This window comes from Maribellus mangrovi (genome assembly GCF_037646455.1).
Lineage (GTDB): Bacteria > Bacteroidota > Bacteroidia > Bacteroidales > Prolixibacteraceae > Draconibacterium > Draconibacterium mangrovi_A.
The window spans coordinates 1,695,962-1,721,225 of record NZ_JBBIXN010000001.1 but is presented as its reverse complement, the minus strand read 5'-3'; the positions used below and the strand labels follow the sequence as shown (position 1 = coordinate 1,721,225).

The 25,264-nt window shown below is 35.9% G+C and carries 19 protein-coding genes and 1 tRNA gene; 16 read left to right on the top strand and 4 right to left on the bottom strand.

Annotated elements, in window-relative coordinates; translation table 11 throughout:
- Positions 1–45 precede the first annotated feature (45 nt).
- Positions 46–1,263 (top strand): hypothetical protein, encoded by a 1,218-nt coding sequence (locus WFY05_RS06650; protein ID WP_340111982.1) that lies wholly within the window; start codon positions 46–48, stop codon positions 1,261–1,263.
- Here WFY05_RS06650 and WFY05_RS06645 read toward each other — a convergent pair.
- Positions 1,260–1,823: a hypothetical protein gene (locus WFY05_RS06645; RefSeq protein ID WP_340111981.1), complete on the bottom strand. Its 564-nt coding sequence runs from the start codon at positions 1,821–1,823 to the stop codon at positions 1,260–1,262. The genes WFY05_RS06650 and WFY05_RS06645 overlap by 4 nt on opposite strands.
- Positions 1,824–2,059: 236 nt before the next feature.
- Between WFY05_RS06645 and WFY05_RS06640 the strand changes: the two genes are divergently transcribed.
- Positions 2,060–3,865, top strand: a complete 1,806-nt coding sequence (locus WFY05_RS06640) for a hypothetical protein (RefSeq protein WP_340111980.1) — start codon at positions 2,060–2,062, stop codon at positions 3,863–3,865.
- Between the two features lie 21 nt (positions 3,866–3,886).
- The gene (locus WFY05_RS06635; RefSeq protein ID WP_340111979.1) at positions 3,887–4,873 is read left to right on the top strand and encodes a hypothetical protein; all 987 of its coding nucleotides are present in this window, start codon (positions 3,887–3,889) and stop codon (positions 4,871–4,873) included.
- A gap of 524 nt (positions 4,874–5,397) precedes the next feature.
- On the opposite strand, the gene WFY05_RS06630 is transcribed toward WFY05_RS06635, so the two are convergent.
- Positions 5,398–5,616 carry a helix-turn-helix domain-containing protein gene (locus WFY05_RS06630; RefSeq protein ID WP_340112270.1) on the bottom strand — a complete coding sequence of 73 codons (219 nt, stop codon included), beginning with the start codon at positions 5,614–5,616 and terminating at the stop codon, positions 5,398–5,400.
- A 100-nt stretch (positions 5,617–5,716) separates the two neighbouring features.
- On the opposite strand from WFY05_RS06630, the gene WFY05_RS06625 reads away from it, so the two are divergent.
- From WFY05_RS06625 to WFY05_RS06575, 11 genes are all read left to right on the top strand, one after another.
- Positions 5,717–5,965 (top strand): hypothetical protein, encoded by a 249-nt coding sequence (locus tag WFY05_RS06625; protein ID WP_340111978.1) that lies wholly within the window; start codon positions 5,717–5,719, stop codon positions 5,963–5,965.
- Entirely contained in the window at positions 5,955–6,758 is an 804-nt protein-coding gene (locus tag WFY05_RS06620) for a hypothetical protein (RefSeq protein WP_340111977.1), read from the top strand. Before WFY05_RS06625 ends, WFY05_RS06620 begins: the two co-directional genes overlap by 11 nt.
- A gap of 175 nt (positions 6,759–6,933) precedes the next feature.
- On the top strand, positions 6,934–7,332 hold the full coding sequence (locus WFY05_RS06615; protein WP_340111976.1) for a hypothetical protein: 399 nt from the start codon (positions 6,934–6,936) through the stop codon (positions 7,330–7,332).
- Positions 7,333–7,376: 44 nt separating this feature from the next.
- Positions 7,377–8,336, top strand: coding sequence for a protein rep (locus tag WFY05_RS06610; RefSeq protein WP_340111975.1), 960 nt, complete (start codon positions 7,377–7,379; stop codon positions 8,334–8,336).
- Positions 8,337–8,637: 301 nt separating this feature from the next.
- Entirely contained in the window at positions 8,638–11,985 is a 3,348-nt protein-coding gene (locus WFY05_RS06605; RefSeq protein WP_340111974.1) for a helicase-related protein, read from the top strand.
- Between the two features lie 39 nt (positions 11,986–12,024).
- On the top strand, positions 12,025–12,531 hold the full coding sequence (locus WFY05_RS06600) for an ORF6N domain-containing protein (protein WP_340111973.1): 507 nt from the start codon (positions 12,025–12,027) through the stop codon (positions 12,529–12,531).
- 5 nt (positions 12,532–12,536) lie between these two features.
- The gene (locus tag WFY05_RS06595; RefSeq protein WP_340111971.1) at positions 12,537–16,379 is read left to right on the top strand and encodes an Eco57I restriction-modification methylase domain-containing protein; all 3,843 of its coding nucleotides are present in this window, start codon (positions 12,537–12,539) and stop codon (positions 16,377–16,379) included.
- Positions 16,376–18,349: an AAA family ATPase gene (locus WFY05_RS06590; RefSeq protein ID WP_340111970.1), complete on the top strand. Its 1,974-nt coding sequence runs from the start codon at positions 16,376–16,378 to the stop codon at positions 18,347–18,349. Before WFY05_RS06595 ends, WFY05_RS06590 begins: the two co-directional genes overlap by 4 nt.
- A 15-nt stretch (positions 18,350–18,364) precedes the next feature.
- Positions 18,365–18,823 carry a hypothetical protein gene (locus WFY05_RS06585; protein WP_340111969.1) on the top strand — a complete coding sequence of 153 codons (459 nt, stop codon included), beginning with the start codon at positions 18,365–18,367 and terminating at the stop codon, positions 18,821–18,823.
- Between the two features lie 69 nt (positions 18,824–18,892).
- On the top strand, positions 18,893–21,364 hold the full coding sequence (locus WFY05_RS06580; protein ID WP_340111968.1) for a DUF8426 domain-containing protein: 2,472 nt from the start codon (positions 18,893–18,895) through the stop codon (positions 21,362–21,364).
- Positions 21,365–21,373: 9 nt separating this feature from the next.
- Entirely contained in the window at positions 21,374–22,726 is a 1,353-nt protein-coding gene (locus tag WFY05_RS06575; RefSeq protein WP_340111967.1) for an McrC family protein, read from the top strand.
- On the opposite strand, the gene WFY05_RS06570 is transcribed toward WFY05_RS06575, so the two are convergent.
- Both WFY05_RS06570 and WFY05_RS06565 read right to left on the bottom strand, forming a co-directional pair.
- Positions 22,688–23,272, bottom strand: coding sequence for a hypothetical protein (locus tag WFY05_RS06570; RefSeq protein ID WP_340111966.1), 585 nt, complete (start codon positions 23,270–23,272; stop codon positions 22,688–22,690). The genes WFY05_RS06575 and WFY05_RS06570 overlap by 39 nt on opposite strands.
- A gap of 248 nt (positions 23,273–23,520) precedes the next feature.
- A tRNA-Arg gene (locus WFY05_RS06565) sits at positions 23,521–23,592 on the bottom strand.
- A gap of 136 nt (positions 23,593–23,728) precedes the next feature.
- Here WFY05_RS06565 and pheS point away from each other — a divergent pair.
- A complete protein-coding gene (gene pheS / locus WFY05_RS06560) occupies positions 23,729–24,748 on the top strand; it encodes a phenylalanine--tRNA ligase subunit alpha (protein ID WP_340111965.1) in 1,020 nt (339 codons plus the stop codon).
- 320 nt (positions 24,749–25,068) lie between these two features.
- The gene (locus WFY05_RS06555) at positions 25,069–25,236 is read left to right on the top strand and encodes a hypothetical protein (RefSeq protein ID WP_340111964.1); all 168 of its coding nucleotides are present in this window, start codon (positions 25,069–25,071) and stop codon (positions 25,234–25,236) included.
- Positions 25,237–25,264 lie beyond the last annotated feature (28 nt).

The window sequence follows — 25,264 nt, the reverse complement described above, 5'->3', positions numbered from 1 at the left end:
TGGAAACACCCGGGTCTCGTATTTCACTCAGAGAGAAATCAAAGAGTGCACGATGAGATTCGTACCATCGAAGTAAAAAAATTCTTTGGTTTGTTCTTTAAATTATTTGATAATCGCCTTGAAATAAGCGGAAGTTTGCATAAGTATTTTAATCGTGGAGTTCACAATGCAAACGACTTTTCATATTCTGACAGTATACAGGTTGTTAGGGGATTGGAGCAGATCTTACATCTTAATTTAGCGAAATGTAAAATCGTAAATTTAGAGTATGGATTAAACATACTTCCGGATAGGAATGTAAAAGAAATTGTGAATAATCTGGTCTATCATGGCAAGAATGAATTTAGGTTTATTCCTGACATTCAGTATGCAAAACAGTCAGGGAGTTTTAACGCCCGTTTTAAACTCAATGAATACAAAATTATAAAGGCATATGCAAAAGGTTTTGAAAGGTTTGATGGATTGTGTTATGGAAATTACAATTCCTTTAGGTTTGAGGTAAAGAGTAAGCAGTCAAAGTACATCAATAAACACGGAATTAATACTCTTGCTGATTTAACTAATCCACAGGTATACTTGCACCTGGCAGAAGAATTGAAAAAGGAATGGTCGAATGTACTAATGGTTGAACCCAAATTAAGGATGGTTGGTGGCAATGTTAATAAGTACACATATGTTGACTTTTGGGAGAACTGTTTAAAGGATAGTAATCGAAATAAGTTTCAAAGAGCAAGACATTCTTATCTAAAATTACTTGAAAGTAATAATGCAAATGTATTTAACCACATTCAATCACTGCTGTGTGAAAAACTCAATCAATTCAAAATTCAACTTGAGAATGGTGCAGATTCCACAACAGTTTCTGAATACCTCGGTGCAAATTCGACAGATTCTTTTCAGCAAGTTGATGCAAATTCCAAGACCGAATTGAAAACTGAATATGCAGATTCCACTATTGTAAAGATGGACTTCGCACCGGAACGGTGCTGCCCGGTGACGGGCATTTCACTTTTCATGCAAGATTCTAAAAGTAAATTTCTAACTCCTGTTGGTTTAAAGCGGCTCTATGATAATGATAAAGCAACTTATGAATCACTAAAGTTGCGTTTTTTACCACGAAGTGGAATTTCAGGTCGCCATACAAAACATGAGTGGAATGAATTTAAGCACATTGCTAAACAAATACGTAACCACTATCATAATCCAAAGCGATATCGTACACCTGGAGTAAGAAACCAACTTTCACTTTTTTTAATAAATTAAATTTGAACCGCAATAATTGTTCTTTTTAAAAACACTCCCCCTAAACTTTTGTCTATAACTTGATCATTGGACCCGATCACAAACAATCCTGCATAGCACAAAGGAGTAGTTTCAATCACACACCTTTGAATTGCCCGGTGTATCAAAACAAAATCAATATTATCATTCACCTTACACGGACGAGTGACTGTCAATGTGTTGATGTAATAGTCGAACTGTTCGTCAGTGAAGTCATAAACACCGTCAAACTCCCCGCCATTACTGGTATTGTACCGTACACCATATAATTTAGGCCATACATTAATGAATAACTTGTATGATTCACTTATTTTGTGCCAACTGTTTGATTTAAAGTTATATACATAAGAATACTGATAGTTAGGGTTTGAAACAATCAATTCCTTGTATTCATGGTTATAGCCTAACAGAGCACCACTGAGATACACTTCTGCATCAACTGGTGATATGCTGTCGATTAGATTAACCAATTGCGCCTGATCTATCCGGTATGTATAATTCTCAACAGCCTGTATATCAAGGTTTGGTTTGCCGTATAGCATATTTGTATAATTGGTGACAGTGGTGTCGACAGCTATGTACAAACCAACCTTTATTGTATACAATAACTCGGATTAAAATAATTACGAATTTGTAACCTTACTACATTAATATTCGTAATTGTGATGTTCTTTTTAACCCTTTCTTTCAAACATGAATAGAATTAATAATAAAATATTCTTTAAGTAGCTTATACTTCATTACCCTCTTATATTACTATAACTTAATTTTAAAAGACATGAGCAACAACGAAGAACGAACCATTAAACCTTTTGAGATGGAGAGGATATGTACATCACATCCTAACATCGAGCAACTCACCCTAAAAGAGGTCGAAACTACTGAGAGTGTCTATACACGTACACTCGTTCAGCTTAAGGATGCCTCTTTGCCTGACGTAGTACTATATGATCCAATAGAACAGATGAGTATGGGCGTCGTTTCCTGGGATTTATTTGCAATGTTGAAGTATCGTCAAGATTGGAAGCCTTCTGGATATGGACTTGGTGAACTTCTATACGCAGTTTCACTAATGCCGAATGAAGAGCTTACTCTTGAAATGAAAACCTGGGAAACATCTAAGACACAACAAGACGAGGAAGATACAACAGATGAACGAAACGTTAGCGATATAAAAACCGCTACCTCCAACACAAACGAAGTCACAAGTGGCAATGAGAGTAAAACTCATGAATACGTAGATGCAAAAGCAGGATATAGCGGATTTGGATTTAGCGCTTCTGTCGCAGCCGGTTGGTCCCAAGATGTGAGTACAATGCAAAAAGACTTTGCAAAAACCAGTCAGGACCGATCACAACAGGCAACTAATGAATATCGGGCAACTCATAAAACAAAGATGACGGTTTCTCGGGAGTCAGGCTCAGAGTCTAAAACGACACGGAAGATCAAAAACATTAATCAAGCCCATACGCTAAATGTCAACTATTTTGAAATTCTTCGAGAATATGAAATTAAGCTGACTTTCTATGAAGCGGTACTTGTCCTTTTAGGTGCCGAAGCAAACCTAAATCAAGCAACAGATTATTATACTTGGGATCAACAGCCGCAGCAAAAGATTAAACTGGGAAGTCTGATTCGGGGCATGAACTCGAGAGAATGGATCCAGGCATTCACGGACTATCATGGCGTTAGTCCGGTAAAAATATTAAGGGAATACTGGAGTGCACCACTATATGATGCTGCATTAATTGATGTAGATTGGACCCAGTTTAATATTGTACCGGAAGCAAAGGAGTCATTCAGGGATACAGTACTTCAGTTTGTCAGACCAACACCAGGTTGGGTTGAACCTGATCAAACGGGTGCTTTGCGTTGGGCATACGAAGTGGTACCTGGCCAAGAAAATGCACTTCTGAATTATTTATATGGTTTCTTACCGTTCAGTGTTAAACAGATAGTTGGACAGGCCATGCTTACCGGTCTTGATTATATGGCTGCATATCAAAGTGTTCTAAATCGGTTTGAGGAAGCAACGTTACCATCAATCACCCCTCGTCTTAATCAAATGCCTAAGCCTACCACAGGAGATCGACTTTTATCAAGGACTTTAAAAGGAGCTGCGCCTTTAAAAATAGATAAAACTTCACAGATCCTTGTTACTGGCCCCTTTTATGGCAAGAAATTGGCAGAAGTGAAGGAGTTAATTCCCAACTGGGTTAATGGCATCGTAGAACAACTTGACAGAGTAAAATCTACTGTTGGAGTTATTCAGGTTGACGGTCAAGATACTTGGAAGACAACCCTACCCTCTCAAGCGATATACAGTGACTTAGCGTTGGGTATATGCTCTGGGGCTGAAGATTTCTATGAAGTACAGCGACAATTTGATTTAGAACTTAAGAAATTACAGATCGAAAAGTTACAAGTTGAAGTCGATAAGTTGACATTGGAGAAAACTATGTTGGAACAGGGAAAGAACGTTTCTTCTGTCATCGTATCAAATCCGCCTGAACAGAGCTCTCTTACTCTGGATGTTAATGTTGGTAGCACACCTACTAAAGTTGAGTTTAATAAAACAGAATGATTTCTTCCAAAGTAAAAAGAGATGAGTGAAATTTCAAATGACCTGGCTGTCGATTTATTGTGGTTTTTTGACAGCCAGGCCTGGCAACCAGAATTGTACATAGACGAACAAGTAAACATAGACTCTGCAAATTTGAAATTGGGATGTGCTCTTACTTACATAACAGATGATAAAAATAAAGAGTCTGAACAAGTACGTGATTGGCAGATAAAGACAAGGAATTTAATGAAAGGTTTAGGTTTTTATTCTGGCAAATTCAAATCGCCTGATAAGAAATATTATTTGAAAAAATTACAAGCGAAAAAACTTACTTTAAAGGAACCTAAAGGTCGTGCAGCCCATGTCTTTGTTACCATAGAAGATCCGGGGATTGACGAAGCTCGTCAGACTTACGCAAATGAGGCTCACGCCAGAAAAACGAAAAAACACGGTGGAATTCTTATTAAAATCAAACAAGCCGAAGGATTATCTCAACTTTGGGAAAAATTGAGAAAAGAGTTACGTAACAGACGAGTTATATCTATGCAGTTCTTTGATCACGGCTCCGTTGAACATCAAATGGTAGGTGGCGAATCGTTGACAGCAAATTCAATAATTCCAGATGATATTGGCGCTCGATTTGCTTCAGGAGCAGAGATTAGGCTATATGGGTGCAATACAATGTTAGAGAAAGTTCCGGGTTTTAATGTTAAATCCCTATTAGCTACTAATTTGGGTAATCACCTTCTTGTTAAAGGAGGTACAGTAGTAGGTTTTAGTAAAACTGTCGATTTAGACATCACACATAAGAGACTTATTGAACCTTCCGCAAAATATCGTGTTACACGACCATACAGCTCTTGTCAAGGAACCAACGTTATGGCAGAGATACTTAATTTGATGCAAAAGATGAAAGGTAATCATACTGTGAAGTATGCATTTCTTCCACAACCAGTGAAAGACCATGAAGAGCCTGTAGACTTATTGAAGTATCCAGCAGACTATCCTAATATTGGCTATTACGCATAAACATTCATTAGTCATAATAACCATAGATATCATGGAAAAGGATTAAATATCATTAAAACAAAATACTAATTCTGCGTTCTGGTAGTGCATCTTTCAAATGTAGAGTATTGAATATTCTTTGAAATCTCCTTTTAACCAGGTTAAAGCACACAGTAAATCACTTATGTCATACTCGTATACTCTTCCAACCTTCTGTATAAGAACTATAATGATTGATGTCTTGAATAACAAATACAGTTCAAAACAGGAGATTTACCGAATCAATATTTCTTATAGAAACTACAGGAATCATCAATCTATAAACAAAAAATGCCCGAATGAATTGGCAGACAGCAGTTCAATTCCGCTGAGGCTACCAATCCATCCGAGCACAATACAAAGGTAGGGAAAAATTTTGAAAATTACTCGGCAAAAAGTTCAATAAGGACATTGGTTTAACGGAATAGCAAAATCCCTAACTATCAGAAAGAAAGAATGCCATTTCAGACCTGAAACATACAAGATTTCTAAACTATTTATTTGCGCTATATGAGTTCTTCCATTTGTCTAACAAACTCTGAAGGGGCCACATCAAGGGCAGAACAAATTTGGAATAATGTAGTAATGGTGGGTTGTCTCAATCCTCTCTCCAACATCGAGATATAAGTTCTATCCAGGTCGCACAATTCTGCCAGTTTCTCTTGCGAGAGATGGCGTTTCATCCTTAAATCCCTTAATACTTTGCTGAAAGATTCAATTATCATTATGCAGACCTTAGTCAGCATAAAAGTCCAATTTTCAACAACCTAAAGCCACGGACTATAGTCTGAATTTGTTATATTTGAGAAACAAATATCTTTTGAAATGGGACAGCTACTTGAACTAATGGTAAAATACAAATCAGCAAGTCTGACAGTTGGCATTCTTCTTTTAATTGTACCTATACTTTATGGTTTATCTGAAGGTTACATCTGGACACCAAGTTTCATCTCTAAAAATTGGTTGTCGGAGTGGTTAGCAGTGGGTATTTGGCTTAATTCCCTTTTAGGTATTCTATTTATTTGGAGTGGAATAACAAAAAGGAAGATCCAAAACGATAGCAATGATATATAAAATTCGTGAACCAGAAATTTTGATTTTGAAACCAGATCCGATTCTTTATGGAGGAAGATCCTACGAACTAAAAATTAATGTTATCATGGAAGAGTTTTTAAATAACCCGGTTCAATTAGCTGCTATCTATCGACTGCAAAAGAAGGGGCTTTGGCACAATGGAATCAAGAATCCGATTGGAGAATTAATGTTGACAATTTTCAACGAAAACACACCTGATGAATTAAATTTTAGTTCATCGGTTCGTGATGATCTGGAAAAAATGGTGTACGACTTATCATTGTCATCGGCGAATGAAACAGATAACTTTTTATTTACTACAACTGAGGTAGACAAACAGTCTCAGGAGCGCATTGCATCCGAATTGCTGCTTAATGAGAATGATGAACAATTAAGAAAAATATTAATTGCTGAGGTGCTTTTTGATGCCATGGGAACAAACCTTGAGAACTGGCCACGTGGATCCATTCACGAATCGAATACATATATTACTCCTGAATCTGAAGAAATTTATTTGACCAAGTACGGCCTGATGCTGAAAACACATCTGGAAAGCGAACATCCGGAAATGTACAAGGAACTTCAGGAGAACGGGAATCTGGACCAGTTTTGTCAGGAGAGACAGGACAGGGCAATCGACCTTCGGGAACATCTGGTAGATCAGGGGATGAATTACAGTGAGGCGAACGAGGTAGCAGTAAGTCAACTTCTGGAAATTGCACCAGAAAAGGAAGAGTTATCACGTGAAGAAAGATTTGAAATTTTTTTAGAGACGGTTCGTAAAAAGAAATAAAACAGTTACTTTCTACGAAGTTTTATTCCCACAAAATTAAATCCGGAATCGGTATCTCTCGTCAAAGTATAATGTCTATATCTGTTTGATAATCTATTTGTTGTTGAATGTTTCGGATTTATTCGTATTTTTAGATTTAACAACACTAATGTTAAATTTCTTAATCCAAATCATTATGAAAAGGTTTGAAAAAAATCCTATCGGGATTATTATTCGAGTAATAACTTTCGTGGTTGTAATTTGTATTTTATCCATTCTCTCAATCGACGTTCAGGCTCAAACAGCATTTAATCACAAGGTATATGTAAGAGGTAAAGGTCAACCTGAACAAATCCCTGCGGCTGTTGGACAGGTTATGAAAGACCCGGGAGGAAAGAAGATCTTCAAAATCGTTGAATCATCGAAAGTCGATACCTTCAAGCTACAAAAAGACTATACCCTAACCTTAACAAAATCAAAAACAATAAAAGGACTTAGTTACGAGCTAAAAAAACAGAAACTTATTGAGGATGATTCACCAATGACGTTTAACAAAAAAGGAGTTAAGGCAGAAAGATTTTATTTAATACGTTAGGACAACTCGGGACAACCAGAAAACGAAAAAATCCAATTGAGTTGATGGGTACTGGTGCTGATGCTTCGGATGTAGAGGTGTTAAAAAGGAAAGCTAAAAAGAAACTCGTGACAAATAAGGTAGTATTGCCTCTGATTGATTATGCAAGAAGTAAAGGTAACGAAGAAATGGTGAGGAGTTTATGGAACACATATCTTTGCCAGGAACGTTTGATACTTTCTGAGAACAAAATGCATGGAGTATATTGTAAGAACCGTATTTGCACAGTGTGTAGCGGCAATCGTAAAGCTGATATGATCAACAAATATCTCCCTTTCGTTGAAACTTGGCCTGATCCGTATTTTATAACTCTTACAGCAAAATCATGTCCTGCCAACAAATTATTTCATCGAATGCGAAATACCAAACGTGCATTCAAAATAATTACTGATAGGATTAAAAAAAGGTATCAAAGAGGACAGGGCCCAAAGCTGATTGCAATTAAGTCGCTGGAATGCAATTTCAACCCAACGAAAAGAACATACAATCCACATTTTCACATTCTTGTTTCAACAAGAGAAATGGCAGAGATATTAATGAAAGAATGGTTAAGCACTTGGACATGCAAATATGCTTTGCGAAAAGCTCAAGATATGAGAAAGGTTGAAGATAGAGAACGTGATTTGATAGAGGTAGTTAAATACGGTAGCAAAATACTTACAGAACCAAATCCGAATAGTAAAAACAATAGAAAGAAAATAACCCGGCGAGTTTATATCGCAGCTCTTTATAATATTTTGAAGGCAATGCGGGAATTACGTCTGACAGATACATATGGTTTAGATTTGCCGAAAAACAAAATGAAGAACAAGTCTGAAGTGATTTTTGATTATGAAGAACTGTCGTATGATGCTGAAATAATGGACTGGGTCAATGAATATACTGGCGAACCATTATCAAATTATCAACCAGACCCAGCATTACTACACATCCTAACACAAAATATCGACGTTGTTTTGCACTAAAAATTAAGCTCATTTTTCATGACATTTTGACTTAATTTAACAATAATATGAAACATCAATACTAAGGAAATATATAACACTCAATTATTCAGCACTTTATGCAAATCTTAATTGTCCTGTAAAATTAGTATTGTGTTAAATAGAATTTCAATTTTCAAAAAAGAAATGTTATAACATTGCTCTGTTTACAGTAAATCCTGAGTTTTTTTTAAATTTACCTGAAACTAAAATTAACACTATTGGATAATGAATTAAATCCATTAAATCACCCAAAAACAATAATGTAATCGAATCATTATAAATGAACCTAAATCTATCTTCAATACTCGATAATTTTCATAAAGGCAAAGTTGGAGATTTTCTTAAAGAGAATATCACGGAAGAATCTGACTTAGCAATTGTATCAGCTTACTTTACAATTTACGCTTATCAAAAACTGAAGGAACAACTTGACGGGATTAATTCTCTTAGATTCCTTTTTGGCGAACCGACTTTTATTAATTCAATTGATCCTGGAAAAGCTAATTCAAAAGAGTTTAAGATTGAGGATAATAATTTGGTAATTCCACTTGAAAAGCGGTTTAATCAAAAAGCAATAGCAAAAGAGTGTTCCACTTGGCTTAATGAAAAGGCGGAAATAAAATCCATGGTGAAACCAAATTTTCTTCATGGGAAATTATATCATATTACTCAAAAGACAGGGATTGAAAAAGCAGTAGTTGGTAGTTCAAATTTTACAGTTAATGGGCTTGGACTCGGTGGTAATCCGAATATTGAATTAAATCTTTTGGTTGACAGTGATCGTGACAGGGCTGAGTTAAAAGACTGGTTTGATCAATTATGGAATAATGATTCCGGTCTTGTTGAAGATGTCAAAGAACAAGTACTCAAATATTTGGAGCAACTTTATCAGGAGAATGAACCTGAGTTTATCTATTTCAAAACCCTTTTTCATGTGTTTGAAAATTACCTTGATGAACAAAAGCAGGGAGGGTTTTTAAACGAAAAAACAGGATTTTACGAAAGTGAAATCTGGAATATGTTATACGAATTTCAAAAGGATGGCGTAAAGGGAGCGATCAATAAAATTCTGAAACATAATGGATGTATAATCGCAGATTCTGTTGGTTTAGGTAAGACTTTTGAAGCATTAGCCGTTATGAGATATTTTGAATTGCTTAATTACCGAGTACTCGTTCTCTGCCCAAAGAAGCTATCAGGAAACTGGACGGTTTATCAGGCAAGCCAAGGAAATACCCTGAATCCATTTCACAAAGACAGATTTGGTTATACTGTTTTGTATCACACCGATCTTGGACGTATTACTGGCAGATCAGACGCAAATGGAATTGATCTGGAGCATTTTAACTGGAGCGCCTATGACTTAATTGTGATTGATGAAAGTCATAACTTTAGGGGAAATCCTATGGATAAAACACAGGATGATGGCACTCTGAAAATGAATCGGGCCAAATGGTTGATGGAGAAAATCATTAAATCGGGTGTAAAAACCAAAGTGCTGATGCTTTCTGCAACCCCTGTAAACAATAATCTACGTGATTTAAGGAATCAGATTCATGTTATCACCGAAGGTAGTGATAGCGCTCTTTTTGAATCAACCCAAATTAAAGATATTGGGCAAACTCTTAAAAATGCGCAAACTCAGTTTACGTTATGGTCTGATCAGCAAAGGAATCCCAAAAGACAGGTTAACCAGTTAATTGAAAAACTTGATTCCTCTTTTTTTAAACTACTCGATGAGCTTACCATTGCCAGAAGTCGGAAGCACATTAAAAGCTTCTATGATGTCACTTCTATTGGAAAATTTCCTGTCCGGGAGAAACCGGTTTCCATATATTCAAACATTGATTTGAAAGACCGCTTTTTTACATACGATGCCTTAAATAGAAAAATACTCCAATATAAATTAGCAGTATTTAATCCTTCAGCTTATGTGCTTGAAGAAAAAAAGGGGAAGTATGAGGAAATCGCAAAATCTTCCGGAGTACTTGCCTTTAAACAGGCTGATCGTGAAAGTTTCCTGATCGGGATGATGAAGGTGAACTTTCTAAAAAGGCTTGAGAGTTCTATTGAATCCTTTGAAATTTCGATGGACAGAACCATTCAAAAAATTGAAAAACTTGAAAAGAAAATCATTGATTTTCAAACATCGAAGGTAAAATCCCAAGAAGAAAGTATTGAATCTTTGGAACCGGACGAAGATGAAATGGAAGAAAACTCAGACGAACAGGATCAGTGGCTCGTTGGAAAGAAACTCAAATTTAATCTGGCTGATCTGAACCTTGATGACTGGCTTGCAGATTTGAAAACAGATAAGGAAGCACTAATTGATTTATACAACAATGCCGTTGCTGTTACTCCCGACCGGGATGCCAAACTGAAAGACATTAAGGAACTGATCAGATCGAAAATAACGAAACCACTTAATCCAAGGAATAAGAAAGTCATTGTTTTCACGGCTTTTGCAGATACGGCTGACTACCTGTACGAAAACCTTAAAAACTGGGCATTAAACGAGTTGAAAGTAAATATTGCTATTGTGGGAGGCTCCAACACAAAAACAACTTTTGGGAAGAACGAATACAATCATATTCTGACGAATCTTTCTCCTGTTTCAAAAAACAGGAATAAAATATCCTCCATGCCACAGGATGGGGAAATTGATTTGCTGATTGCCACCGACTGTATTAGCGAAGGGCAAAACCTCCAGGATTGTGATTATCTGATTAATTACGATATTCACTGGAATCCGGTACGTATTATCCAGCGTTTTGGACGTATTGACCGCCTGGGAAGCAAAAATGAAAAAATTCAGTTAGTAAATTTCTGGCCGACAAAAGACCTTGATAATTACATCAACCTGAAAGAACGGGTTGAAGCACGAATGGCTTTGGTTGATGTTACTGCCACTGCCGATGACAATGTTCTTGCCACCGATCAAATCAGCGAGTTGATTGAAGAAGATTTGAAATACCGAAACAAGCAACTGAAAAAGTTAAAAGAAGAAGTACTTGATCTGGAGGAGATGGATGAAAATATTTCGCTAACTGACTTTACGCTCGATGATTTTAGGATTGAATTGTTGAATTTTTTGGAGAAAAACAGGGCTAAACTTGAAAATGCTCCGCTTGGATTGTACGCTGTGGTTCCTTCTCCATCAGAACAGAATGTGCAACATTTGGATATTTCAAAATTTTCGGAATCGGAAAAGGAAATTATTAAACCAGGTGTAGTTTATTGTTTAAGGCAAACCGGCGATACTGAAGGCAATGAAGAAGTAAATCCCTTACAACCGTACTTCCTGGTTTATATTCGTGAAGATGGAACGGTTAGGTACAATTACACCAATGCCAAACACATCCTTGAAATCTATCGCTTGATGTGCCAGGGACGAACAGAGCCCTTTGAAGAGTTGTGTGACTTGTTTAATGAAGAAACACAAAACGGGGGGAAAATGGATAAATATTCCGACTTACTGAAAAGAGCTGTAACTGAAATTGTAAAAGTGTTTAAAAAGAGAACCACTCAAAAGCTGTTTTCCGACCGGGGTGCACTGCTTATTCCTAAATCAAAACAGGTGAACGATTTGGAGAATTTTGAACTGATTACATGGTTGGTTATTAAATAAAGCTGAACCGGTCACAATTTGTGACTACTATAAATTGCTATGACAGATATTATCAAACCGGATTATGAAACGCTGATCTTTACTTTTCGAGGAAGAAAAGTAATGATTGATGCCGATCTTGCCTTGTTATACGAAGTACCGACTAAGGCTCTGAAACAACAGGTTAAAAGAAACATCGAACGTTTTCCGGAAGATTTTATGTTTGAGTTGACAACAACCGAAAAGAATGAACTGGTCACAAATTGTGACCGGTTGGAATCTCTGAAACATTCTTCTGTACTTCCTATGGCATTTACAGAGCAGGGAGTTTCCATGCTATCATCTGTGTTACGATCTGAAAAAGCTATTCAGATGAACATTGGGATTATGAGGGCCTTTGCCCGTTATCGAGCCATTTTAACCGAAAATGAAGAATTGAAAAAGGAAATACAAACACTCGATAATAAATTGAATCAGGCATTTCGTTTTCTACTCGATAAAATTGATGCACTTCAGGAAACAAAAAATCAACCACGGAATCCGGTAGGATTAAAAACCAAAAAGTAACTTCCATGTCAGCTATCGAAACCAAGACATCCATCAGCGATACCATCAAAGCTTTCAGCAAGGGAGATTTAACCCAAAACAGCATGAAGCTTTTTCAAACGCTTGGATATAATACCGAACGGCAACTCCCTTTTGATGAACCAACATTTGCCTATTTCAGGGATGAGTTTTTGCCTGATGAACTCGTATTTAATGAAGAAAAGGCTCTCGTAAACGATTGGAATTATATTGATTTACTGTTTCAACTTTCGGTTCAGGAATTAACAAACCAAATCTCACTTTTTGACACCAAACAGGTTGATAATAAGCGGATTGAATCCTATCTGTTTTTAACAATTGGTCTTTCAGAAAAAACCTATTCCCGTACACAACTATCACAAATTACAAGGGAAATAAACCTGCATTTCCCAATGCCGGTAATGATCTTGTTTTCATACAATGGATTGTTGACCTTATCCATAATAAACAGGCGATTACACAAAAAGGATACTGGTAAAGATGTACTTGAAAAGGTAACGGTAATTAAAGATATTAAAATTGACGATCCTCACCGGGCACACATTGAAATTCTGTTCGATCTTTCTTTTGACGAACTAAAACGAAAATACAACTTTACTAATTTTGTTGAACTTCATAATGCCTGGCAGAAAACGCTTGATACCAAAGAACTGAACAAACGGTTTTATAGCGATTTGTTTAATTGGTACTTATGGGCCATTAAGTCGGTTAATTTCCCGAATGATGTAGATGATGACAAAGATGATCAGGTGTACAATTCCGAAAGTGTTATCCGGCTGCTCACACGTTTGATCTTTGTTTGGTTTATCAAAGAAAAAAATCTTATTCCAAAGGAATTATTTGAGTTGAGTACCCTGAAAAATGTATTAAAAGGATTTAGTCCGAACTCAATGGATAAGTCAGTTTATTACAGAGCCATATTGCAAAACCTGTTTTTTGCCACCTTGAATACCCCAATGGATAAGGATGTGACGAATCCTGATGAAAAAAGACGTTTTGTGAATGTACTGCCAAAGTATAACAATCCCGATTACACCGATCAAACAAAATACAGGTACGAGGATTCTTTTACCAATCCCGATGCTGCACTCAGATTGTTCTCTAATATCCCATTTTTAAATGGTGGTTTATTTGAATGTCTTGATTTTAGAGAAGGGGATCGGGAAATTCGTTATGATGGATTTAGCAGTAATGAAAAGAAACAGGCATTTGTTCCCGATAAACTATTCTTTGCCGAAGAATTTCTTTTAGACCTTAACGATGAGTATGGGACAAGGGATAAAAGATATAAAGCGGAGGGATTAATTAACATTCTGGGCAGCTATAAATTTACGATTACAGAGAACACGCCTCTGGAAGAAGAAATTGCCCTTGATCCTGAATTATTGGGGAAAGTTTTTGAAAATCTTTTAGCGAGTTATAATCCCGAAACGCAAACTACTGCCCGAAAGCAAACCGGTAGCTTTTATACGCCACGTGAGATTGTAAACTACATGGTAGATGAAAGTTTATTGACTTATTTAAAACAAAGACTGGATGATTCAGAAGAAACAGAAAAGAAGCTTCGATACCTGTTTTTGCATAGCATTGATGGTCATCAGTTTGATGAGGAGCAAACTGATTCGTTAATCGGGGCAATTAGCCAGGCAAAGATTCTGGACCCTGCCTGTGGTTCTGGTGCTTTCCCGATGGGTATATTGCACCGCATGGTTGATTTGCTGAATAAACTGGATAAAGACAATAAAAAATGGTTTGCCCTACAAAAACAAAGGGCGATTGATGAAACGGCTGAGGTTTTTGAAAAAGGAGATGTCACCGAACGGGAAATCCGGTTGAAAGAAATAAATAAAGCTTTTGATTTAAGTATCAATTATCCTGACTATGCCCGTAAACTTTTTCTGATTGAAAACTGCATTTATGGTGTGGACATTCAACAAATCGCCATCCAAATATCCAAACTTCGTTTTTTTATTTCCTTGATTGTTGATCAAAAGGTCGATGATTCAAAGCCTAACCGCAATATTCTCAGTATGCCAAACCTGGAAACAAGGTTTGTTGCCGCGAATACTTTGATAGGATTGGATAAACCCCAGCAACTTACGTTAATTGCAGGCGATGTTGATCGTTTAGAAAAAGAACTGGCAACAATTCGACATCAGATATTTTTCACCCGAAAATATCAGGCAAAAAAAGAGTTAAAGAAAAGGGAAGCTGATAAACGTAAGGAATTAGAGAAAGCACTTGAGGATACTGGCTACACCAAAAATATTGCTTCCCAGATGGCAGGATGGAATCCATTTGACCCTATAAATTCTGCACCTTTCTTTGAAACAGAAGCAATGTTTGGATTTGTGAATGGCTTCAACATTGTAATAGGGAATCCGCCTTTTGTCCAATTACAAAAGGAAGGTGGCAAATTGGCAAAGCAATTAGAGAAGCTCAAATATGAAACATTTATAAGGACGGGCGATGTCTATTCCATTTTTTACGAGAAGGGTGTAAAACTATTAAGTGAAAAAGGTGTATTGTGTTTCATCTCTTCAAACAAATGGATGAGAGCAAACTATGGCGCAAGCACCAGGAAATTTTTTGCTGAAAAAACGTACCCTTTATTGCTTATTGATTTTGGGAATATACAAGTATTTGACACAGCAACAGTTGACACAAACATATTGCTTTTACAAAATAGACCAAAAGCAAGAATACATAAGCCTAAAGAGTTAGTTGCAGTACGAATAAGTAGCGATTTCTGTATAAATGCGCAAGGGCTGCATGAGTATGTGGTTAATAGTGGTTATCATCTCACTTCTCTAAGTCACAATGCTTGGATTATTGGTGAAAAAGATATTTATGACATAAAAGATTTTATTGAGAAACAAGGAACACAACTGCGTAATTGGGTAGAAATTAAGTATGGAGTTAAAACGGGTTTTAACGATGCATTCATTATCCCCGGAATTAAGAAACAAAAATTGCTTGATGAAGATCCAAATTGTAAATCAATTTTAAAAAAGGTTTTACGAGGTAAAGATATATCAGCTTGGCATCCTGAATATTCTGATTATTGGTTGATAGGTACTTTTCCAAGTTTAAAAATAAATATTGACAATTATCCATCAATCAGGAAGTTCCTACTTACAATTGGGAAGGAACGACTTGAACAAGATGGTAAAGGCAGGAAAAAAACTGGGAATAAGTGGTTTGAAACACAAGACCAAATTTCATACTGGCAAGATTTTGAAAAACCGAAAATCATTTATCCCAACATGACCAAGTATATGCCGTTTGTTTATGATGAAGAGGATCATTTTTATTCTAATGATAAGAGTTTTATTCTACTTGGTGAAAATCTAAAATACCTGACCTGTTTCTTCAATTCAAAATTATTTAAGTATTGTTTTTCTGATAATTTTCCAGAATTACAGGGTGGAACAAGAGAGTTAAGAAAAGTATTCTTTGATAAAATACCAGTAAAGAAAATTACAGATAGCGAAGAAATTCCATTTGTAAAAATGGTAGACTATTTAGTAGCGCTAAAAAAAGAAAAGTCAGTCGAAAACTCCGATCAGTTAATGCTAATCTACTTTGAGCAGATGGCGAATGCTTTGGTGTTCGAGTTTTATTTTAAAGAAGAATTTGAAAGCAGGAACCTTCAAATAGCAAAATACATTTCTGAAATGCCAGATTTAGACAAAAACAAGGATTTTCTTCCACAGCTCCGAAAAATCTATGTTTTAATAAACGCTGATAATCACCCGATAAAACAGAATTTATTCAGCATGTTGGCCATTCCACAAATTGAGTTGATATTGAACAGCGTTGAGATATGAAACGTATTACAGCCATAGAATTTGTAAACTATAAAGCATTTTATCAGAACGACTCAGAAAATAGAATAGATATTCCTGCTGGTAAGAATGTTCTATTATACGGCGAAAATGGTAGTGGTAAAACAAGTGTTTATGAGGGATTCAAGCAATTTTTTAAAAGTTCGGAGGTAACCGCAAATGAAACTCCTGCAAGACATATTAAAGTTCCAAGAACACGAATTGAAAATGAGGGCCAACCAAATCAAACTGAGGTTCTAAATGAAGTTTCTGTAAAAATAACTTTTACAGATGAAAACGGAAACGAAACTAAAGTATTTGGAACTCCTACTACAGATACTTCCAATACATTTATTGCGCAGTCAAATCTCCTAAACTCCTTTTTTTCTTATAGAGAGTTGTTGAGAACTTATCTCATGGAGAACTCAAGAGACAGAGGAGAGTTTCGTTTAAAGTTTGCTCAGTTAATAATTGAAAATGTTCTCGCGAAACAAAAAAATTTTGTAACCCAGCTTCCGTTTATTAAAACATGGGAAAACCTATTTATTCCAAGGGCGAGATTTAAAGAAAAAAATTTGGAAGAGTTTACTCAAGGACTAAAAAGAGAAATTCATAGAATTAACCTTCTCCTACCGTATCTACTTAAATTTTTTGAAGAAGGTTTTGAAGCCCAAATGGAAGTAACAACAAGCGAAATCAGTTATCAGCATTCTGCGCGAATGGACAGGTTTGGCAAATATCCAACCTGCGAAATTGATTTAAAAGTTTTATTAAATGGAGAAAGCACTGACAATGATGAAGAAAATCATTTGACGGTTTTGAATGAAGCCAGACTTTCAGCTTTAGCAATCTCTATTTATCTCGCTTCGCTTATAAACACGCCACAGAATAACTTTACTTATAAAATACTTTTTCTTGACGATATTTTTATTGGTCTTGATATGAGTAATCGTCTGCCATTACTAAATATAATTCAGAATTTTAAAAAGCCAGTAATTGAACAATTTGTTGATGAAGAACAGGATAATAAGATAGTTGAAAGAATACAATTGGTAGATGGAGTTCCACAAAGTGAAGAATTTCCATTCTTCCAACATTATCAAATATTTATTTCAACTTACGACAGGTTTTGGTTTGAAGTAGCGAAAAGAGAATTTGAAACGAAAGCACCTAATAAGTGGTCTTATTTAGAGATGTTTGCAAACCAAAAAGATGGACTAAATTTCAAAACTCCTATAATTTATACATCAGTTAGTTACTTGCAAAAAGCAAATTATCACTATTCAAAACACGATTATCCATCCTGCGCTAACCACTTGCGAAAAGCACTTGAAGAAAGATTGAAAGTGCTACTTCCAATTAATGAGCATTACGATGAATTTACCGATACCGAAACAGGAATTAAAGAAATTAAAAAACTGAAAACTTTAAATCAGTATCTGGAAAAGTTCATCAAATATTGCGACGAAAATGGGATTGATGCTTCTGAATTAATTGATTTGAAGAACTTGAAGGATTGGTATTTTAATCCCTTTTCTCACGATAATATTGACACACCCATTTTTATACGAGAACTGGATATTGCGAAGTCTTTAGTTGAGAAGATTGAAAAATTTCAATTAAATGTTTTACTTCCGGCTGGTGAACTACTTTATTTCAGTTTTAACAACGGTTCAGGAAAAGTCTGGGCCTATAAAATGGAACTTCAAGAAAATTTCAGATGGATAGTTTCTGACCAAGGAAACATTTTTACCAATCCGAAAATTCATTGCTATGAAAAAACAATTGACGATGTAATAACATCAGTTGAATGGAAAATGAGCGGCAATACTCCATGGACATTAGTGAAATTTTTCACTAATAGATGGCATAAATTTATTGGAAATAATGAGCCAGTTCTAATTGAAAGAATTTGGAATGAAATAAATCAAGAATCAAATGGTCAACCATTGCGAAGTATTTTACCAGTATAATTCAAAATAAAAATAATGAGCGCTTCAGAATGCATTCAAATATGGACTTTGATAATAACCGGAAGTGGCGTACTGATTGCCTTAATAGCATTAATCTGGCAATCTTACCTGACTCGTCAACAAATGAAACTGAACTTCTTTGCCGATTATACAAAAAGATACCAGGAGATTATTTTAAATTTTCCTGAAAACATAAATGAGCCAGACTTTGATTTTGAGGAACTTTCTAAAGAAGTTAGAGAAAAAACGCTCAGATTCATGCGTGCCTACTTTGATTTGAGTAGCGAAGAATACTATCTGAGTCAAGAAGGGAAAATAGACAAAAAGGTATGGAAAGAATGGAAGGGTGGAATTGAATACACGTTTTCAAAATCGGCATTTCAACAAGCCTGGAAGATCGTAAATCTGGATTCAAAATTTTATGGTGAGTTTGTGAGGTGGATTGATAACGATGTTATTAGAATTAAGGATTAAAAAATTTCTCAAAGGCTTCAACTGACTCATTATCTGCGCAGTGAGGCATAATAAGCAAAGCATTATATTATGGACAACAATGATAACATATTAGAAAAGTTTTTAGAAGAGTGGCCTTTGGATAGGATTGAATCAATGACTTTAGACGAGTATACGAATACGAATAAAACCAGTTTTTGTTATTGGGTGGAATCCAAAACGCAGGTGTTAGGAAGTATCTGGGGAGGTTCATCATTCAAATTTGGAATCTTTAAAAGAGCTGATCTGTCAAAGGAAGAAATTAGAAGTGCTTATAAGTCGGATGGTGTGTATGCGTGGGTTGGCAAATACGGACAAACAAAGGAAGTCGCTTTTAAAAAGATAAGGTCCATTCTTGTAAATATCATTGTCTTTTCTCAGAGAAAGGATTTTGAAAAAATAATGGGTTTAGATTTAGGAACTGCATACAAATGGAAAATCGCATTTATGTATTCTGGGAAAAGCCTTCTTCCAATTTATAATAAGAGAATGCTTTCAGATGCGGCAAGGTACCAGGGGATAAAAGAAGAGAAATCATTCTATAAACTTCAGATGAAATTGTTGGAGAATAAGCCAAATGATTTAGATGTATTTGAGTATTCCAATCAGTTGCTTAAACATATTGGAAATATTGATTCCCAAAAGGAAATTAAAGTGTCATTTGATTCTACGAGTAAGGAAAGAGGCCAAAATGAAACCAAATATTGGTTGTATGCACCAGGGCAAAATGCATCCTTATGGCTTGAGTTCTTTGAACAAGGAATAATGGGATTAGGCTGGGATAAACTTGGTGATTTAAATGAGTACCAATCTAAAGAAGAAATTGTTGAAAAATTGCGAGAGATAGAGGAAACTGATAGTTCAAAAAAGAATGATGCAACAGCTAACTATGAGTTCAAAAACGTTATTTCTCCGGGTGATATCATCATTGCTAAAAGGGGCACTAAAGAGTTAGTCGGATACGGGGTAGTAGAATCAGACTATTACTATGATGAAACTCGATCCTTTTTTCAAAAATGCAGAAAGGTAAAGTGGCTTAAAAAAGGAGCCTGGAAAACTGATTTTGTCTTGCATCGGAAAACACTCACGGATATAACAAGATATAAATCAGACTTACCGGATTATGATAGATATTACGATCAGTTATTGGCAATTATTGATGAAGAAATACCTACAATATCGCCAAACAAAGAAGAACTAAACATCCCTAAGAATTTGATTCTCTATGGTCCTCCGGGAACAGGTAAAACTTATGAAATGACACAAAAGTATCTTGGTTTATTCATTGACCATGATGAAAGCAAAACAAAAGAACTTTTCTCGTATGATTTGGTTGCTGACCTTTCTTGGTGGGAAGTAATAACAATGACAATGCTCGACATTATGAAGGGCAAAGTGAATCAGATTGTGGATCATCCACTAATGATTGAAAAAATAAATCAGTCTAAAAACAGCAAACCTCGTAATACTGTATGGTATTGGTTGCAGTTTCATACCAAAGAAGAATGCCCGAATGTTAATGTCTCAAAAAGAAGTGATGTACAGATATTTGAAAAGGATACCAGTTCAATCTGGACGATTGATTTAGATTTAACCAAAGAATCTCTACCTGATTTATACGATCGGTATTTGGATTGGAAGAACTATAATCCAATCAGCAGTATCGTTAGAAGATATGAAATGATAACATTTCATCAATCGTACAGCTATGAGGAATTTATTGAGGGGATTCGCCCAAGTTTTGATGATAGCGATGAACTAAGATATACCATTGAACCGGGTATCTTCTACAGAATAGCTGAAAGGGCAAGAAAGGATAAGGAAAATCCTTATGCCATGTTTATTGATGAAATCAACAGAGGTAACATCTCAAAAATATTTGGTGAACTAATTACACTTATAGAACCGGACAAAAGGGAAGGTGAAGAAAATGAATTGGTGGTGACTTTGCCTTATTCAAAAAGTTTATTTTCAGTTCCTTCAAACCTCTATATTATAGGAACGATGAACACAGCTGACAGAAGTATTGCTCTAATTGATACCGCACTAAGAAGAAGGTTTCATTTTAAAGAAATGATGCCAAAATATGAACTGCTTTCTGAACATATCGAAGGTATAGACATAAGGCAACTGCTGAAGGTAATGAATGAACGGATAGAGTTTCTTTTAGATCGTGACCATACGATAGGACACTCATATTTCATTAATGTAAAATATAAGACCGATTTGTGCAAGATATTCAGAGATAAGGTAATCCCTTTACTTCAGGAATACTTTTACAATAACTGGGAAAAAATACGCCTTGTCACTGGTGACAATAAAAACTGGGGAAAGAGTGAAAAAGAACAGTTGGTTTTGCTAAAAAAACACTATACAGTTGAGGCAGAAAAAAAGTTATTTGGATACGATGTTGAAGAGTACGAAGATGAAATGACGTTTGAAGTAAATCCAAATTTAACTCTCGGCAAATATGATTATATCCCCAAAGAGGCCTTTATTCATATTTATAAGAAACCAGATTAATCGTAAAGGGTGAGGCAAATAAAACAAATTTCAGAGTTCGGGACAATCTGGAACAAGAAAGACTTTGTTAATGATAGTATCCAAGAAACTTTTGATTGTATCTATCTTGATGGTGCATCATTTCAAAACTTAGTAGGCTTTGTAGCCGAAAATAATGATACAAACTCTGAGGTTGAACAAGCATTCTCATTTCACCGAAAAAGGGGAAAAGATTTTATTCGGGTTAAAAATTTTGTGGGTGTTCTCGAGACTCGTAGAGGTACTGTAATTGAAGTTCTTCCTAAAATATACAACGACAAATCATTAACTGACATTGAGAAAAAAAGCAAAAGCAAAACGCTACTCTTTAAAATGTTGCGTACCCTTCGTAATGCTCCTTTTAAAAGTATTGACCAAGCCCACCTAAAAGCAAGTAAGGTCCCAATTATAGAGGTTTTTATCGCTGTATTTATTATGGAAATGGAGCTGCTTTTAAAAAAAGGAATTAAGCATTTCTATAATTCATTAAACAGAAATCAAAGATTTCTAAAAGGAAGACTTCTTTTTACTGATAACCTAAAACACAACCTATCACATCGTGAAAAGTTTTTTGTTCAGTACGATGAATACAATGCTGACATACCACAAAACAGAATACTAAAGGCTACGCTTATTTATCTAAAAGAGAAAAGTCGTTCCTCCAAAAACATTAGCGAAATACAAAACCTGTTATCGCTATTTGAAGATGTGAGGATGCCGCCAAATATAGAAAAGGATCTTTTAAAAATAAATGGCCAAAGTAGGTTATTTTCACATTATCAAACTGTTCTTCAATGGGCTAAAGTGTTCTTATTAAATAAGTCATTCCTAAGTTACAATGGCAATCACCTCAATACTGCCATTTTGTTTCCAATGGAAACATTATTTGAGTCGTATGCGGCATATCGAATTAAACAGTTTGATAGTAACTGGGAGGTAAGTATTCAGGACCGTAAACATTATCTTTTGCATGATCTGGGCCTTGATACTGACAAATTCAGGCTAAAACCAGATATAGTTATTAAAACAGCTACAAATACAACCATTGCTGATACAAAATGGAAATTGATAAACGAGGATTTACCTAAAATCAATTATAACATCTCACAATCAGACATGTATCAACTATATGCGTACGGAAAAAAGTACCAAAACTATGACGAAAACATTCACCTGGTTTTAATCTATCCCAAGTCAGAAACCTTTACAAATTCATTACATTTTAAATTTGAATCTAACTTGTTTATTGATGCTATTCCTTTTGATTTTGAAGAGGAACAATCATCTTTAAGCATGTTAAATGAATTAGCTCCATTTATCGAAAGGAATCCTGTTACGTTTTAAGAGTTCTCTATCGACATCATATAAAAGATTATCTTCAGCCTCAATAAATGGATCATACCAATCAGCCTTCCTTCGTGCCCAGGCTAACCAGTCTTGAAGTTTTACATCATTTTTCAAAGCCTTCTCTTCATACCTGTTTATATAATTCCTGAGATTCTCTGCCTTATGCCATCTTTGTGAATCTAAAAGCAAACTCCTGAAGGAAACAAGTTCTGCATCCATTTTATCCTCACGCTCCTCGTGTTTTTGACGTCGAATTTCAATCTGCCTTTCTTCTTCTTCTCTTTGTTCTCGCCTTATTCTACTTTCCTCTCCTCTTAATTCAATCACGGCGACAATTCTGGAAAGCTGATCTTCAAGTTGCTGTTTTCCATCTTTGTATTCTGTGTTTACCCAACGGTCAACAAAAATCGCCAGAGTTCCCTTCGGTTCGTATGGATTTGTCCAAAAATCCTTTCTTTCTGTTTTGCGAAGTTTTTCCTTTACAACCTTATATCCATGTTGTAGTTTTGCCCAGTATCCTATCTTTGGAGTTGGAATATTCATTCGGTTGCAGATTTTTCTTAAACCTACATCTGAAATATTAAATCACTTTGATAATTGAACCATGGATTCCGACCACACTAATTCATAAAGTTCTTGTCGGGTAAATGTCTTTTTCATTTGAATTTGATATTTGATATCAAATATCGACAGAAAATAGAAAATTTCGAATCCGTTGACTAATGGTTGACTAAAAACAAAAAAGAGAGAACTTAAAATCCTCTCTTTCAGCCTTAAAACAAATATAAAAGTAGTCCCGACGGGAATCGAACCCATATCTACAGTTTAGGAAACTGCTATTCTATCCGTTGAACTACGGGACCAAATTTCCGGCGCAAAAGTATACAAAAAGCCGTTCTCCGGCAAATCAATGTTAATTTAGGTATTTATGCCTGGCTTTTCAATTCTGTTTGTTTGAATTGGATTGATTATCTTTGCCGTTCATTTAAACAGGCGATAATGTTAGATAAGATCAAGGCATTACAGGAAGAGATTGACAAAGTAGTGGCTTCGAGCAAAGAAGAAGTTGAGGAGCTGCGTATAAAATACATTAGTAAAAAAGGGCAGATCAGTCAGTTGTTCAACGACTTTAAAAATGTTCCGCCAGAGCAGAAAAAAGAAGTTGGACAGGCGATTAACACACTGAAAAACTTTGCGCTAGATAAAATCAATTCACTTAAAGATGGGTTCGAAAAAGGAGCCGACGAGAAGTCGGGTCTAGATCTGACCATGCCAGGTGAGTCGATGAAACTGGGTACACGCCATCCGCTTTCGCTGGTGAAAAACGAGATCATCGGTACTTTTGCCCGCCTTGGTTTTACGGTAGCGGAAGGTCCTGAAATTGAAGACGACTGGCACGTATTCTCGGCACTGAACTTCCCGCCGGAACATCCTGCCCGCGACATGCAGGACACTTTTTTTATTGAAAAAGATCCGGACGTTTTATTGCGCACACACACTTCAAGCGTACAGATCCGTGTGATGGAAAGAACACAGCCACCAATCCGCATGATCTTCCCGGGACGTGTTTTTCGTAATGAAGCCATTTCTGCACGTTCACACTGCATTTTCCACCAGATTGAAGGTTTGTACGTGGACGAGAACGTTTCGTTTGCCGACCTGAAACAAACACTCCTTCAATTTGCCAAAGAATTGTTTGGCGAGGACACTAAGATCAGGCTGCGCCCTTCATACTTTCCGTTTACCGAACCCAGCGCCGAAATGGATGTAAGTTGTTCGATTTGTGGTGGCGAAGGCTGTAACGTATGTAAATACACCGGCTGGCTCGAAATCCTGGGCTGCGGAATGGTGGATCCGAACGTACTGGAATTGTGCAATATCGACAGCCGGAAATACACCGGATTTGCATTCGGAATGGGAATTGAACGAATTACAATGTTGCGCTATGGCATAAAAGATATTCGTCATTTCTTTGAAAACGATGTCCGTTTCCTGAAACAATTCGAATCGGCTTCATAATTATTAAATTCTTCGAATAATTTATCGGTAAAGCTTCACTGTTCTAACACCTTTTATGGGTGTTCCAGGGCTTATTATTTTCATTTTAAAAGTCGATGCTTTTTGTAAACCGAACAGTAAAATTTTGTAATCATCACGTTAACACCAATTTAACAAACAGGGAAATAAGCACATGTTAAAAAGCATGTTTACTTCAAAAGGCGTATATTTGCAACAGACTTTTTAGTCTTTTATTTAAAAGAAGGCAAATAAAGCAATAATATTTCCGAAGAGTAGAATAGGAAAACGAAAACAATATTCGGAATAATAAATAGAAACAAATGGAAACACAAACAAATCAGAATCAGATTGTTATAAAGACAAATCCTGAGAATGAGAAGAAAATGCTACCACGGGACATGATGTTCACGCTGGCAGCAGGTGCGATTGCCGGAATGGCAATTATTTTCGCGCTCTTTTGGGGAGTGGAAAAATTATTTGGAATGTAATTCATGTACTATAATCAAAAGAAAAGCT